The sequence below is a fragment of the Streptomyces sp. NPDC050743 genome, from assembly GCF_044456925.1.
Classification (GTDB): domain Bacteria; phylum Actinomycetota; class Actinomycetes; order Streptomycetales; family Streptomycetaceae; genus Streptomyces.
Genome location: NZ_JBITGJ010000048.1, coordinates 53,097 through 66,212 on the forward strand (window position 1 = coordinate 53,097; position 13,116 = coordinate 66,212).

At 70.9% G+C, this 13,116-nt stretch carries 11 protein-coding genes, 1 tRNA gene and 1 pseudogene; 9 read left to right on the top strand and 4 right to left on the bottom strand.

Annotated features, from left to right (window positions below; genetic code table 11):
• Positions 1-42: 42 nt before the first annotated feature.
• Together ACIBJF_RS33480 and ACIBJF_RS33485 are read right to left on the bottom strand one after the other, a co-directional pair.
• The gene (locus tag ACIBJF_RS33480) at positions 43-2,931 is read right to left on the bottom strand and encodes an SUKH-4 family immunity protein (RefSeq protein WP_399179394.1); all 2,889 of its coding nucleotides are present in this window, start codon (positions 2,929-2,931) and stop codon (positions 43-45) included.
• 10 nt (positions 2,932-2,941) lie between these two features.
• Positions 2,942-3,937: an SMI1/KNR4 family protein gene (locus ACIBJF_RS33485; protein ID WP_399179396.1), complete on the bottom strand. Its 996-nt coding sequence runs from the start codon at positions 3,935-3,937 to the stop codon at positions 2,942-2,944.
• Positions 3,938-4,201: 264 nt separating this feature from the next.
• Between ACIBJF_RS33485 and ACIBJF_RS33490 the strand changes: the two genes are divergently transcribed.
• Complete coding sequence (locus ACIBJF_RS33490) at positions 4,202-4,717, top strand: YwqJ-related putative deaminase (RefSeq protein ID WP_399179398.1); 516 nt, start codon at positions 4,202-4,204, stop codon at positions 4,715-4,717.
• Positions 4,718-4,796: 79 nt separating this feature from the next.
• Positions 4,797-5,330, top strand: a complete 534-nt coding sequence (locus tag ACIBJF_RS33495; RefSeq protein ID WP_399179399.1) for an SUKH-3 domain-containing protein — start codon at positions 4,797-4,799, stop codon at positions 5,328-5,330.
• 40 nt (positions 5,331-5,370) lie between these two features.
• On the opposite strand, the gene ACIBJF_RS33500 is transcribed toward ACIBJF_RS33495, so the two are convergent.
• Complete coding sequence (locus tag ACIBJF_RS33500; RefSeq protein ID WP_399179401.1) at positions 5,371-6,696, bottom strand: sensor histidine kinase; 1,326 nt, start codon at positions 6,694-6,696, stop codon at positions 5,371-5,373.
• Positions 6,697-6,862: 166 nt separating this feature from the next.
• Between ACIBJF_RS33500 and ACIBJF_RS33505 the strand changes: the two genes are divergently transcribed.
• From ACIBJF_RS33505 to ACIBJF_RS33535, 7 genes are all read left to right on the top strand, one after another.
• The gene (locus tag ACIBJF_RS33505) at positions 6,863-7,735 is read left to right on the top strand and encodes a hypothetical protein (RefSeq protein WP_399179403.1); all 873 of its coding nucleotides are present in this window, start codon (positions 6,863-6,865) and stop codon (positions 7,733-7,735) included.
• 11 nt (positions 7,736-7,746) lie between these two features.
• Positions 7,747-7,817, top strand: a tRNA-Gln gene (locus ACIBJF_RS33510).
• Positions 7,818-7,952: 135 nt separating this feature from the next.
• A complete protein-coding gene (glmU, locus tag ACIBJF_RS33515) occupies positions 7,953-9,401 on the top strand; it encodes a bifunctional UDP-N-acetylglucosamine diphosphorylase/glucosamine-1-phosphate N-acetyltransferase GlmU (protein ID WP_399179405.1) in 1,449 nt (482 codons plus the stop codon).
• A gap of 154 nt (positions 9,402-9,555) precedes the next feature.
• The gene (locus tag ACIBJF_RS33520) at positions 9,556-10,536 is read left to right on the top strand and encodes a ribose-phosphate diphosphokinase (protein ID WP_399179407.1); all 981 of its coding nucleotides are present in this window, start codon (positions 9,556-9,558) and stop codon (positions 10,534-10,536) included.
• Positions 10,537-10,745: 209 nt separating this feature from the next.
• The gene (locus ACIBJF_RS33525) at positions 10,746-11,342 is read left to right on the top strand and encodes a 50S ribosomal protein L25/general stress protein Ctc (protein WP_399179409.1); all 597 of its coding nucleotides are present in this window, start codon (positions 10,746-10,748) and stop codon (positions 11,340-11,342) included.
• 90 nt (positions 11,343-11,432) lie between these two features.
• The gene (pth, locus tag ACIBJF_RS33530) at positions 11,433-12,035 is read left to right on the top strand and encodes an aminoacyl-tRNA hydrolase (protein WP_399179411.1); all 603 of its coding nucleotides are present in this window, start codon (positions 11,433-11,435) and stop codon (positions 12,033-12,035) included.
• A 91-nt stretch (positions 12,036-12,126) separates the two neighbouring features.
• Positions 12,127-12,642 (top strand): hypothetical protein, encoded by a 516-nt coding sequence (locus ACIBJF_RS33535; protein WP_399179413.1) that lies wholly within the window; start codon positions 12,127-12,129, stop codon positions 12,640-12,642.
• A 261-nt stretch (positions 12,643-12,903) separates the two neighbouring features.
• On the opposite strand, the pseudogene ACIBJF_RS33540 reads toward ACIBJF_RS33535, so the two are convergent.
• Positions 12,904-13,116, bottom strand: a pseudogene (locus ACIBJF_RS33540) (hypothetical protein); the annotation flags it as partial.

The window sequence follows — 13,116 nt, forward strand, 5'->3', positions numbered from 1 at the left end:
CGCGCGTGAAGGGCATGATCCGGCAACGTCCGGCCGGCGCGCCTACAGCAGGCCGTCCCACATCTGCTCCAGCAGCACCGACCACCAGCTCTCCGGCGAACCGAGCGCCGCCGGGTCCAGGGAGGCCAGCTGCGCCTGGAAGTCGACGGTCCAGCGGCCCGCCTGCTCCTGATTCAGCCCGAACCGCAGCCGCCACATCCGGCCCAGCAGCGCCAGGCAGCGCGCGAACTCCGGCAGCCCGGTATTCACGAACTGCGGCGGCACGCAAGCGCCGCCCGGCCCCGCCTCGACGGGTACGGCCACGATGTTCGCCGTGCCGTACTGCACACAGATCGCCTTGCCGAAGTCGGTGCCCATGACCAGGTACGAGCCGGCGTCCGAGGCCGGCTGCACCCCGCGCTCGGCCGCCAGCTCCGCCAGCGTCGGCACCGGCCGGCCCGGCTGGGCCTGCGCCCAGAAGAACGGGCCCATGTCCACCGGCAGACCGGCCACCACCAGCGTGTGCGCCACGATCGGCGGCACACCCTGCCGCGACACCGCCTGCTGCTCGAACCGGAAGATCCCCGGCCCGAACGCCGCCGCCAGCTCCTGCGCGATGCCCTCCGGCGGGACGGGCGGCGCGGCCTGCACCGGCGGCAACGGCGCCCGCACCGGCGCGGGCCGCGCCGGACCGTCCGCCACCTGGTGCAACTCTCCCTGATGCGCCAGCAGTTGCCGCATGCCCTGCTGCCGGCTCGCATGGTCCGCGCCGTACGGCGCGATGCTCGTGATCCGCGCCTGCGGCCACTGCTCCCGGATCATCCGCGCACAGTAGGCGCCGGGCAGCGCGCACGACTCCAGCTCCGTGTGCAGCTCCAGCACCTGGTCCGGCGGCACGTTCATCGCCCGCAGCTCGTGGAAGATCTGCCACTCCGGATGCGGCGTACCCGGCGCCGAACGCCGGATCAGCTGCTGCTCCGAACCGTCCTGCGCGCGATAGCGCAGCACCGCCTGATAGCCCGGCCCCACCGTCGGCTGCCCCTGCTGCGGATACCCGTACGCCGGCGGCTGCCCGGGCGCGCCCGGCGGCGGCATCGCACCCGGCGGCATCGGCTGCGGGGCACCCGGAACGCCCGGCGGCATGCCGGGGGCGCCCGGCGCACCGAGCGTGCCGGGGGCGGGCGGCGGCGGGGGTGCGCCCGGTCCGGTCACCGGGGGCCCGGCCAGCACGGTCTCCGCATGGTGCACGGCCTCGCGGCCGCCGCCCGGGGCGCCGGGCGGGTTCGGCGCACCCGGAGCGCCCGGAGGCTGCGGCGCGCCCCCGCCCGGCTGGCTGGGGTCGGCCAGCACCGTGGCCGCGTGGTGCACGTTGCCCGGAGGCGCAGCAGGAGGCTGAGGGGCACCCGGAGCATTCGGCGCACCAGCGCCACCGGGCCCCTCGGGCCCCTCTGGCCCGAGCGCCGACACCAGCTGTGTCGGCACATACCCGCCGGCAGGCGCGCCCGGCGCGGGAGGCGTCGGCGCACTCCCCGGGCGCGCGCCCGGCGTACCAGGGGCACCCGGCGGCGGAGGCGGCGCACCCACACCGCCGCGCGCCTTCTTCGGCGGCGGCGCGGCCTTGCTCGTCGCGGCATCCGCGATATCCCCGGCGTTCGGCGCGAGCCGCCGCGCCGAGGCACCCGTGTCGGCCGGAGGCTGCGGCGCACCCGCCACACCACCCGGCGGCGGCGCCTGCGGGTAGCCGTAACCCGGAGCACCCTGCGCAGCGCCGGGACCCTGCGGATAGCCGTAGGTCGGCGCGCCCGGGGGCGGCGGGGGCGTGCTGCCCTGCGGAGCGCCCGGCGCGCCGGGAGCCGCGGGGGGCGCGAGCGGAGTGCCGGGCGCCGGCGGGTAGGCGGGGGCGCCCGGCGCAGGCGTACCGGGCGCCACCGGCGGCTGCGGGTAGCCGTACGGCGGCGTACCGGGCGGGGGCGTACTGCCCTGCGGAGCGCCAGGCGCACCAGGGGCAGCGGGCGCCCCGGGCACACCGGGGGCGGACGGGGCACCCGGCGCGCCCGGCGAAAAGCCCTGCGCGCCCGGCGCGTTCGAAGAGTCGAGAGCCGGCGCGACCGCCGTCGGCGGCAGCTGGCTGCCCCCCGACATCAACGCCGTCTTCGCATCCGGCGCGCTCACCGGCGGCCGCGGAGCCTCGTCGTCGGCATCGCCCAGCGGCGGGGCGAACACCGTCGCGGGCAACGGCACCGAACGGTCGTCCTCGGCGGAGTCCGCGTTCGTGTCCGTACCGGCCCAGGGCGTCGCCCCCACCGGCACATCCGCCGAAGGCGCGTTCACAGGAGCGGGCGCCCCGGGCACGCCCGGCGCACCGGACCGACCCTGCGCCCCACCAGACGCCCCAGACGCCCCGGACGCCCCCGCCGGCACCCCGGCCTGCGTCTGCGCCGGCCCCGCCCCACCGGACGAAGCCCCACCACCGACACCGACACCGGAACCGACGCCACCGGAAGCACCGGCACCAGACGCACCAGCCCCGGCCCCGGCACCCGAACCGTCCTCGCCCCCCGACCGCCGGTCCCCGATGCCCAGCTTGTCCGCCGCCTCCTGCAACCACTCCGGAGGAGTCAGCAGGAACGACGTCTGATTCAGATCCATCCGCGCGGCAGCCGGCGCCGGAACCGCGTCCTGCGGCTCGTCCGCACGCCCGTACTCCTCCTCGTACCGGCGGATCACCTCACCCACCGGCAGCCCCGGCCACAGCGTCGCCTCCCCGCTGTCCCGGGCGATCACGAGCCGCTGCGCACCGGCGTCCGAACGCGGGCCCTCCGCCCGGTCCTCGCCCCACACCACGAAACCCAGCTCGAACTCCCGCACCCGCACCTCACGATGCTGGTACGCGGGCACGTCACCGTTGATCCACTCCTCGGCGCGCTCCTGCGCCTGCGCGTAGGTCACCATCGCCTGAAGCTCACTCCCCCACCGAGCCGGAAGACACCGGAACGACACGCGCGAAGCCGCCGTCGACCATCAGATTCGCCACCGTCTCCAACTCCGGCGGACTGCCCGCCAGCCGCGACAGAAAGGCGTCGAAATCATCACCGCACGGCAGCAGCAGACGCTCCACCCGCTCCGCCGGCGGCCACGACGGATCCACATCACGCACGTCGTCGTACGCGCAGAACCACACCGAACCCGGCCGCTCGCCCTTCACCTTCACCGCGAGCAACCCGCCCTGCACGAACGCCACCCCGAGGTAATCCTTCGTCAGATGGTCGCGCAGGCACTTGTTCACGTACACCAGGTCATTTGCCGCTGCCTCCTCACGCACCGTGAAGAACGGCTGGTCCAGCAGCAGCCCCAACTCGGCGTCCAACGCCGTGCCCACCGGCGCGCACCCGCCCGCCGCCTTCAGAAACGAGCGATACGCGCCCGGAAGCCGGTAGCCGAGATCCTCCTCGACACCCTGAACCTGCGCCTCCGACACCGCCACACCCGACTTCGGCAGCCCGAAATGCGCCGGCCGCGTCTCCTGCAACGGCCGCGTCCCCCGCTTGCCGTGGTCCACCGCCGCCGTCGCCACCCCACCGTGATGCCGCAACAACGCCTTCACCTCGACCGGGATCAGCTCCAGCCGCCGCGTCCCGGCCACGTGATGCCACGTCCAGCCGTGCGGCGTCGCCACATCCGGCACCGTGTCCCACAACTCGTGCCGCTCCGCGGCCAACGCCGCGTTCGCCGACACATAGTCTGTCAGCCGCAACTCGTCGACACCGAAACCCTCCGGCGGCTCGGCGATCTCCACCGCCACGCGCGCGTACGGGGAGAAATCCGGGTAACCACGCTCATCGACCCGTACCCCTCTCGGGTGACGCGCCGCCCGGACCGGATCCGGAAAGTGCACGACCTGCCCGGCGTAGGCCGCGTTCGGCGGCGCGGCTTGCTGCCCGAGCCGACCTGTCGTCATGGCGGTAGCCCCCTGCGGCGTTCTCTCTGGCCTCAAATCGGCGGTGTCGATCGCGGATGCCGACAGCCTATGCGGTACGCGAACCCCGGTCACCGGCCCACCGCATGCACGGGGAAACCACCCCTCCGCTTCCGTGACCAGCCGTCACCCCACCGTGACGACCAACCCCGACCCTGGCGTGTCGCACCGCCCCAGCTTCCGCAGCGGCCACGGCATTTGGCACCCTGTGTCCTTCGGGGGGATGCCCGGGGAGGGGAAACGATCATGAACGCCTTGCGAACCGGAGGTACGGACGTGCGGTCCGGCGACCCACGCATCGGCTGGAGCGGCACCGACACACCCCCCGCCCCCACCCTCCGCCACCGCCGCGACGGCATCCTGCCCACCGTCGCCGCCGCCCTCTCCGTCCTCGGCGCCACCCTCACCGGCACCGCCGCCCGAGGCGACCAGCCCCCCACCCTCCACCCCCTCGTCCAGGACTTCCTCGACACCCTCACCAGCGGCGAACGCGACCGCTTCACCGGCCGCTGCGCCGAAACCATCCTCATCTCCCGGCACCTCACCGCCGCCGACGCCGCACGCAGCAAACGCGCCGCCCGTAAACCCATGACCAACGGCGAAGCCCGCAAAGCCCTCAAACAGGCCAAACTCACAGCCCGCCGCATACGCGAGGACGGCGACCCCCTCCACGGCAGCTTCGCCACCCCCTGCCGCGCCTGCACCGCCCTCAGCGCCCACTTCGGCGTCCGCATCGTCGACCCCACGGCAACCGACGGCTGAAAACCACCGTCAACCGAAGTACCACCCGCAGACACGACGACCGCAGCACCACCCCGCAAGCACGACGAACGAAGGGCAGATGCACCCCGACAACGCCACCACTCCCCAGTCCGCCCCCCGCCACGAGCACGGGGCCACCCCGCCGCGCTTCCCCGTACTCGTCGACGCCGCCCTGCGCGCCGCCGGCTGGCAACCCGGACGCTGGGACATAAAGCAGGCAGAGATCTGGGCCGACGCCCTGCGCGAGCACACCTCACCCGCCGGACACCGGCACACCGTCTTCCCCGCAGCCGTCGAAGCCTGGGCCGAATTCGGCGGCCTGACCATCACCCCGGGCGGCCCCGGCCGGCAGATCGCCCCCGCCACCCTCCACCTCGACCCCCTCCACGGCCGCCACCACGCCCGCACCCTCGGCGACCTCGGCCGCGCCCTCGGCACCGAACTCTGCCCCCTCGGCGAAGAGACCGACACCGCCGCCGTCCTCGCCATCGACACCGAAGGCCGCGTCTACACCCTCGACCACACCGGCGACTGGTACGTCGGCCCCGACATCGACCACGCCCTCACCACCCTCATCACCGGCATCGAGCCGGTGAGGCTCACCGCGGGCTGACCCCACCCGAACCCCAGGACAAGCGCAGGACGAGCGCGCCTCACGCCGCCGGAATCACCGCCGACACCCGGAAACCCCCCGCCTCCGTCGGCCCCGACACGAACACACCACCCAGCGCCACAACCCGCTCCCGCATCCCCACCAGGCCGTTCCCACCCGACGGCAGCCCCGCCGCCGACGCCGACCCCGGCTCCGGCTCCGGCTCCGGCGGCGGCTCGTTCTCCACCTGCATCGCGATCTCCGACACCCGATGCGCCAACCGCACATACGTCTTCGCACCCGCCGCGTGCTTGTGGACGTTCGTCAACGCCTCCTGCACCACCCGGTACGCCGTCTGCTCGATCCGAGCCGCATACGACCGCGCCTCCCCCTCCACCGACAGATCCACGACCATCCCCGCGGCCGCCGACTGCCCGACCAGCTCCTCCAGCTCCGACAGACACGGCCCCTCCACCGCACCGTCCCCTTCGACCACCCGGGAAGCCGCGGCCGCGGCCGCCTCCCCCACCGCCGCCAACGGCACCGCCGGAGCACGCCGCACCGGATCCTCCCCCGCCCGCAGCACTCCCAGCATCTGCCGCAACTCGGTCAACGCCTGCCGGCCCATGTCCCCCACCAGCGCCGCGTTCCGCACCGCCTTCTCGGGATCCTTCCGCGCGACCGCCTGCAGCGCGGCAGCATGCACCACCATCAGACTCACCCGATGCGCGACCACGTCATGCATCTCCCGGGCGATCCGCGTCCGCTCCTCGTTACGCGCCCACTCGGCCCGCTCCTCCGCCCGCTCGGCCAGCAACTGAAGCTCCCGCTCCAGACTGTCCGCCCGCTCCCTGAGACTCTCCATCAACCGCCGCCGCGCCCCCACGTACAGCCCCAGCAGCACCGGCGGAGCCGTCAGCCCCAACGCCGTCGTCACCGCCGCGAACGGCACGAACCAGTCACCCAGCGTCAGATCGCCCCGCGCCATGTCCTGGCGCACCCGCACGAACGTCACGACCGCCGTCCCCACCAGCGACATCCCCGCCAGCGCCCCGATGACCCGGCGCGGCAGCTCACACGCGGCGAGCGTGTACAGGCCGACGATCCCGAGCAGGAACCCCATCTGCGCGGGCGTGATCGCGATGGCCACGAGCACGACGGCGATCGGCCACTTCCGCCGGACGAGCAACACGGAGCCGGCGATCACCCCGAAAACGATCCCCACCGCCGCCGGAATGCCGGCATCCCGGGCGAACGGAACACCCTCCGCGCCGCACTCCACGGCCGACACCAGCGCGAGACTCCCGTCGAGCACCGCACTGCGCCACCTGGCCCACCACCACGGCCCGGTCAGGGCCGTAGTGTGCTCTTCCCCCGTCGTGGTCATGCCTCCAGCCTACGGGCGAGGGCTGCGGCTTTTCCGGTGACTTTCACCGACCTCCACACACCACGCTCGGTAACCGAACGACCTCGAAACCCACCGGAATCACTCGAACTGGCGAACCCTTCCCGTTCGACCCCGGAACGGATCACTCCGGCCGGACGGTATGCCCATGGCACAGTCGCCTGGCAGGTACGCCGACTTCGAGGGGTTGCGGGAGCGCGCGGTCGCCTTGCGCCGGGCAGGGCTCAGCCGACGCCAGATCCGCGACCGGCTGCACGTCGACAACAACGACATCCTCAACCGCCTCCTGGAGGGCGAGCCGCCTCCCGAGTGGACCAAGCGCCCGAACGCGAAGGACGACCTGCGGGAAAAGGCGAGAGAGCTGCGACTCCAGGGGTGGACCTACGACCAGATCCAGGTGGAGCTGGGGTGTTCCAAGAGCTCGATCTCGCTGTGGGTGCGGGATCTACCTCGGCCCGAGCGCAAGCGGAGCCCAGAGGAGGCGGCAGCCATCGCAAGGCGGGGCTGGGAAGCGAAGCTGCGGATTCGCGACGAGGAGCGCCAGCACACCAAAGACGCCGCCAAGCGGGCGATCGGGAGTCTCTGCGCCCGCGAACTGTTCTTGGCGGGCGTGAGCCTCTACTGGGCCGAAGGAAGCAAGGACAAGCCGTATGACCGCCGCGAGAACGTCACCTTCGTGAACAGCGACCCAGGAGTCATCGAGGTCTTCCTCGCCTGGCTCGACTTGCTGGGGGTGGAGCGCGAGCGACTGCGTTACACCGTCATGATTCACGAGAACGCAGACGTGGCGGGGGCCGAGCGGTACTGGGCCGACCTCGTCGGCGCGGACCGCTCCGCTTTCAACAAGACGACTCTCAAGAAGCACAACCCAAAGACGATCCGCAAGAACACCGGTGACAACTACCGTGGCTGCCTCGTGATCAAAGTCCTGAAAGGAGCCGACTTGTACCGTCGCATCGAAGGCTCTTGGTACGGCATAGTGGAGGCCGTGCGCGAAGCCGATCAATCAAATCGGACATAGCGCGCAAATAATCCCGGATCGTCTAAGGGCAGGACAAACGGTTTTGGTCCGTTGAATGAGGGTTCGAATCCTTCTCCGGGAGCACACAGCACACAAAACCCAGGTTCGGGCCCTGACCGGTGACTGCACCGCCAGGGCCCGCTCTCATGTCCCCCAGAAGTCCCCCCGGTATCCTGCGGCTGTCACCCCCACTCACCCACAGCCGAAGGGCAACCCCGTGAGCGCCATCCGCCCGGCAGCCGTCGTCGTTCTCGCAGCGGGTGAGGGCACCCGTATGAAGTCGGCCACACCCAAGGTCCTGCACGAGATCTGTGGCCGTTCCCTCATGGGCCATGTACTGGCCGCGGCCCGGGAACTGGACCCGGAGAACCTGGTCGTGGTCGTGGGCCACGCCCGTGAGCAGGTCGCCGCCCACCTCGCCGAGATCGACCCCGGCACCAGGACGGCCGTACAGGCGGAGCAGGACGGCACCGGGCACGCCGTGCGCATGGGGCTGGAGGAGCTGGGCGGGGCCGTGGACGGGACCGTCGTGGTCGTCTGCGGGGACACGCCGCTCCTCACCGCCGACACGCTGAAGCAGCTCGCGGAGACCCACGCCGCCGACGGCAACGCCGTGACCGTGCTGACGGCCGAGGTGCCGGACGCGACCGGGTACGGCCGGATCGTGCGGGACGAGGCGACGGGCGCGGTCACCGCGATCGTGGAGCACAAGGACGCGTCCGACGCCCAGCGGTCGATCCGGGAGATCAACAGCGGGGTGTTCGCTTTCGACGGGCAGTTGCTGGCGGACGCGCTGAAGAAGGTGCGGACGGACAACAGCCAGGGTGAGGAGTACCTCACGGACGTGCTCGGGATCCTGCGCGAGGCCGGTCACCGGGTCGGCGCCTCGGTGGCCGGCGATCACCGGGAGATCGCGGGGATCAACAACCGGGTGCAGCTGGCCGAGGCGCGCCGGATCCTCAACGACCGGCTGCTGACCGCCGCGATGCTCGACGGGGTCACCGTCGTCGACCCCGCCTCCACCTGGGTCGATGTGACCGTCTCCTTCGAGCGGGACGTGGTCGTTCATCCGAACACGCAGCTCATCGGCTCCACCCGGCTCGGTGAGGGTGCCGAGGTCGGTCCGAACAGCCGGCTGAAGGACACGCGGGTGGGTGCCGGGGCGCGGGTGGACAACACGGTGTCGGACGGGGCGGTCGTGGGGGCGGAGGCGAGCGTGGGGCCGTACGCGTATCTGCGGCCCGGGACCCGGCTCGGCGCCAAGGGCAAGATCGGGACCTACGTCGAGACGAAGAACGCCTCGATCGGTGAGGGCACCAAGGTGCCGCATCTGTCCTATGTCGGTGACGCGACGATCGGTGAGTACACGAACATCGGCGCGGCGAGTGTGTTCGTGAACTACGACGGTGAGAGCAAGCACCACACGACCGTGGGTTCGCATTGCAAGACGGGGTCGGACAACATGTTTGTGGCTCCTGTCACGGTCGGGGACGGTGCCTACACCGCCGCGGGGTCGGTGATCACGAAGGATGTGCCGCCCGGTTCGCTGGCCGTGGCCCGTGGTCAGCAGCGGAATATCGAGGGTTGGGTGGCTCGCAAGCGTCCGGGGAGCGCGGCGGCGAAGGCGGCCGAGGCGGCGTCCCGGAGCGGTGAGAGCGAGGCCTGACCGGAAACGGCTGCGTCAAACACGGCGTACCGTGATAAGTGCACATCCGCACGCGTGCACCCGCGCCCTTACCAGCGGATACGGCCTTCCATGCCCTGACGGGGGGTCGTGTGAGCAGTCGGCTGGCTGAGACAACCTCTGAGGAGACAGTGCTGTGACCGGGATCAAGACGACCGGCGAGAAGAAGTTGATGTTCTTCTCCGGCCGCGCCCACCCCGAGCTTGCCGAGGAGGTCGCCCACGAGCTGGGTGTCGGGGTCGTCCCGACGAAGGCCTTCGACTTCGCGAACGGTGAGATCTACGTTCGTTATCAGGAGTCGGCGCGTGGTGCGGACTGCTTTGTGATCCAGAGCCACACGGCTCCGATCAACCAGTGGATCATGGAGCAGCTGATCATGATCGACGCGCTGAAGCGTGCGTCGGCTCGCTCCATCACGGTGATCGTGCCGTTCTACGGTTACGCGCGGCAGGACAAGAAGCACCGGGGTCGTGAACCCATTTCGGCGCGTCTGATCGCCGATCTGATGAAGACGGCGGGGGCGGACCGGATTCTGACCGTGGATCTGCACACGGATCAGATCCAGGGTTTCTTCGACGGGCCGGTGGACCATCTGTTCGCGCTGCCGCTGCTCGCCGACTATGTGGGCGGGAAGGTGGACCGGAACAAGCTGACGGTCGTGTCGCCGGACGCGGGGCGTGTGCGGGTGGCGGACCGCTGGTGTGACCGGCTGGGTGCGCCGCTCGCCATCGTGCACAAGCGGCGTGACAAGGATGTGGCGAACCAGGTGACCGTCCACGAGGTCGTGGGTGAGGTCAAGGGCCGGGTCTGTGTGCTCGTCGACGACATGATCGACACTGGTGGCACGATCTGTGCCGCGGCCGATGCGCTGTTCGCGCACGGTGCGGAGGACGTCATCGTCACCGCGACGCACGGTGTGCTGTCGGGTCCGGCCGCGGACCGGCTGAAGAACTCGCGGGTGAGTGAGTTCGTGTTCACGAACACGCTGCCGACGCCGGCGGAGCTGGGCCGGGATCTGGACAAGATCACGGTGCTGTCGATCGCTCCGACGATCGCGAGTGCGGTGCGTGAGGTGTTCGAGGACGGTTCGGTGACGAGCCTCTTCGACGAGCAGTGAGGTTTCCGCGGCCCCGCTGTGTGAGGTAGCCGGAGATCCTTTTGGGTGCGGCCTCCCGGTCCGAGTAGACTGCTGCAGTTGCTCGGCGAGGGAGGCCGTTCTCCGTTTGTGACGGGGTTCGGCGGTCCGTTATCGACGCGCTCTTCGTAGCAGGCCGTTCGTGGCCGGGTGACCACGTCCGTTCCGAGTTCCTACGAGGAGTGATCATCATGTCCGAGGTGAAGCTTTCCGCCGAGACCCGTACCGAGTTCGGCAAGGGTGCGGCCCGTCGCATCCGCCGTGACAGCAAGGTTCCGGTTGTTCTCTACGGCCACGGCACCGAGCCGGTGCACCTGACCCTGCCGGGTCACGACCTGCTGCTGGCGCTGCGTACGCCGAACGTCCTGATCTCCCTGGACATCGATGGCAAGACCAACGAGCTGGCGATCCCGAAGGCCGTGCAGCGTGACCCGCTGAAGGGCTTCCTGGAGCACGTCGACCTGCTGCTGGTCAAGCGTGGCGAGAAGGTCACGGTCGAGATCCCGGTGCACGCCGAGGGCGAGCTGGCCCCGGGTGGCAACCTGCTGGAGCACGTCCTGAACACGCTGCCGGTCGAGGCCGAGGCGACCCACATCCCCGAGGCCGTCACGGTCTCCGTCGAGGGCCTGGCGGCCGGTGCCTCCGTGCAGGCCAAGGACATCACCCTGCCGAGCGGTGTGACCCTGGCCGTCGAGGAGGACGCGGTCGTTCTGCAGGTGCTGCAGGCCCAGGTCGAGGAGACCGAGGGCGAGGCCGCCGAGGCGGGCGAGGAGCAGGCCGAGGCCTGATCCGCCGGCGTCAGCCTCTGACGTCGTCATCATCCGTTCAGCCGCCGCTCTCCCTCGCGGGGAGCGGCGGCTGGCGCGTATCAAGGAGACATGCACGTGACCACCCCCGCCAATGCCCCCTGGCTGATCGTCGGGCTCGGGAATCCCGGGCCGGAGTACGCCATGAACCGGCACAACGTCGGTTTCATGGTGGTGGAGCTGCTCGCGGAGCGGATCGGGGGGAAGTTCAAGCGGGCGGGCAAGGCGCAGGCGCAGGTGCTGGAGGGGCGGATCGGTCCGGCGGGGCCGGGCAGCCGGCGGGTGATCCTGGCGAAGCCGATGTCGTACATGAATCTGTCCGGTGGTCCGGTGAACGCGCTGAAGGACTTCTACAAGGTGCCGGTGGCGAACGTCGTGGCCGTGCACGACGAGCTGGACATCGACTACGGCACGCTGCGGCTGAAGCTGGGCGGTGGTGACAACGGGCACAACGGTCTGAAGTCGATGACGAAGGCGATGGGTTCGGACTATCACCGGGTGCGGTTCGGGATCGGCCGGCCTCCGGGTCGTATGCAGGTGGCGGATTTCGTGCTGAAGGACTTCTCGTCGGCGGAGCGCAAGGAGCTGGACTACTTCGTGGACCGTGCGGCGGACGCGGTGGAGTGTCTGGTGATCGAGGGGCTGGAGCGGGCGCAGAGCGCGTACAACTCATGAGGGTGCGAGGTGTGGTGCGGGGCGTCGTACAACTGGTGACTTGTACGGCTTTGGTTCCCGGGTGAGTTGACCGGTCGTGGTGGTATGGCCAATGATCCCGGCCATGCCCGCCACAGCCAGCTCAGCTCGTCAGGTGTCCGTGTCCGCGTTGCGGTTCGGGCGGCTTGCGGCGACGGGCGCGCTCGCCGCGCTGATCCTGTTCGCCGGGGTGTGGGGTTCCTGGGGGACGGCGCAGCACGTGATGCTGGCCAAGGGGCGGGAGCAGGGCACGGTGCGGGTCACCGTCTGCGCGCACGACACCTGCAGTGGTCCGTTCACGCCGACGTCGGCGGGGGCGCGGGCACGCGCGCGTGTGGAGATCGCGGAGTCGGTCGCGGTGCGCAAGGGGCGGACGTACGACGTCGTGCTGAAGCCGGGGACGCGGGACGCGGTGCGTTCGGGTCCGGCGGGGATCCTGTACGCGTGGGTGCCGTTGGGCGGGGCGTTGCTGCTGGCGTCGGTGGTGGTGGCCGGCGGGATGCGGCTGACGCGGGCGGCGTGGGTGCTGGCGGGGTGCGGGGTGGCCTTGCTGACGGGGGCTTTTCTGGCGGTGTCCGCCGGTTCGTGACTCCGTGCGCCGGTGGCGCCGGGCAGGCGTTGTGTCTTCGTGATTGACCCTTGGTCAGCGGGAGTTGGAAGCTGGGTCGCCCCCTCCACATCTTCCCCGTAGGCCACTCGAGGATGGATCAGTCCCATGCGTACCCTCCTCCGTGCCGGCGCGGTGTCCGCCGGTCTGTCGGCAGCGCTGTTCCTCGCGCCGCGGCGCACGCCACCGCGCAGGGTGACAACGGCGATTTGAAGGCTCCCCTCCCTGAAGGGAGTGGATTGGTCACCCTCCAGGGCTGAGCGGGGATTTACGGCTCAGGCCGCCACCGGAGCCGGCGGCCCCGGGTGGTCTTACGCCCTCGACACCGTCCGGGTTCCAACCTGCCCGGACCAGCATCACACGGGCGGAGTTCTTGTCCCTGGGGGACACCGCTCCACACACGGTGCAGGCATACGTTCTCATCGACAGAGGCAGTGCGTGCTTGGTTCTCGCTCC

What these genes read in the sequence shown, in the direction of transcription:
- ACIBJF_RS33480 (WP_399179394.1), bottom strand. Translation starts at nt 2,931, where the DNA reads ATGGTGACCTACGCGCAGGCGCAGGAGCGCGCCGAGGAGTGGATCAAC.
- ACIBJF_RS33485 (WP_399179396.1), bottom strand. Translation starts at nt 3,937, where the DNA reads ATGACGACAGGTCGGCTCGGGCAGCAAGCCGCGCCGCCGAACGCGGCC.
- ACIBJF_RS33490 (WP_399179398.1), top strand. Translation starts at nt 4,202, where the DNA reads ATGAACGCCTTGCGAACCGGAGGTACGGACGTGCGGTCCGGCGACCCA.
- ACIBJF_RS33495 (WP_399179399.1), top strand. Translation starts at nt 4,797, where the DNA reads ATGCACCCCGACAACGCCACCACTCCCCAGTCCGCCCCCCGCCACGAG.
- ACIBJF_RS33500 (WP_399179401.1), bottom strand. Translation starts at nt 6,696, where the DNA reads ATGACCACGACGGGGGAAGAGCACACTACGGCCCTGACCGGGCCGTGG.
- ACIBJF_RS33505 (WP_399179403.1), top strand. Translation starts at nt 6,863, where the DNA reads ATGGCACAGTCGCCTGGCAGGTACGCCGACTTCGAGGGGTTGCGGGAG.
- ACIBJF_RS33525 (WP_399179409.1), top strand. Translation starts at nt 10,746, where the DNA reads ATGTCCGAGGTGAAGCTTTCCGCCGAGACCCGTACCGAGTTCGGCAAG.
- pth (WP_399179411.1), top strand. Translation starts at nt 11,433, where the DNA reads ATGCACGTGACCACCCCCGCCAATGCCCCCTGGCTGATCGTCGGGCTC.
- ACIBJF_RS33535 (WP_399179413.1), top strand. Translation starts at nt 12,127, where the DNA reads ATGATCCCGGCCATGCCCGCCACAGCCAGCTCAGCTCGTCAGGTGTCC.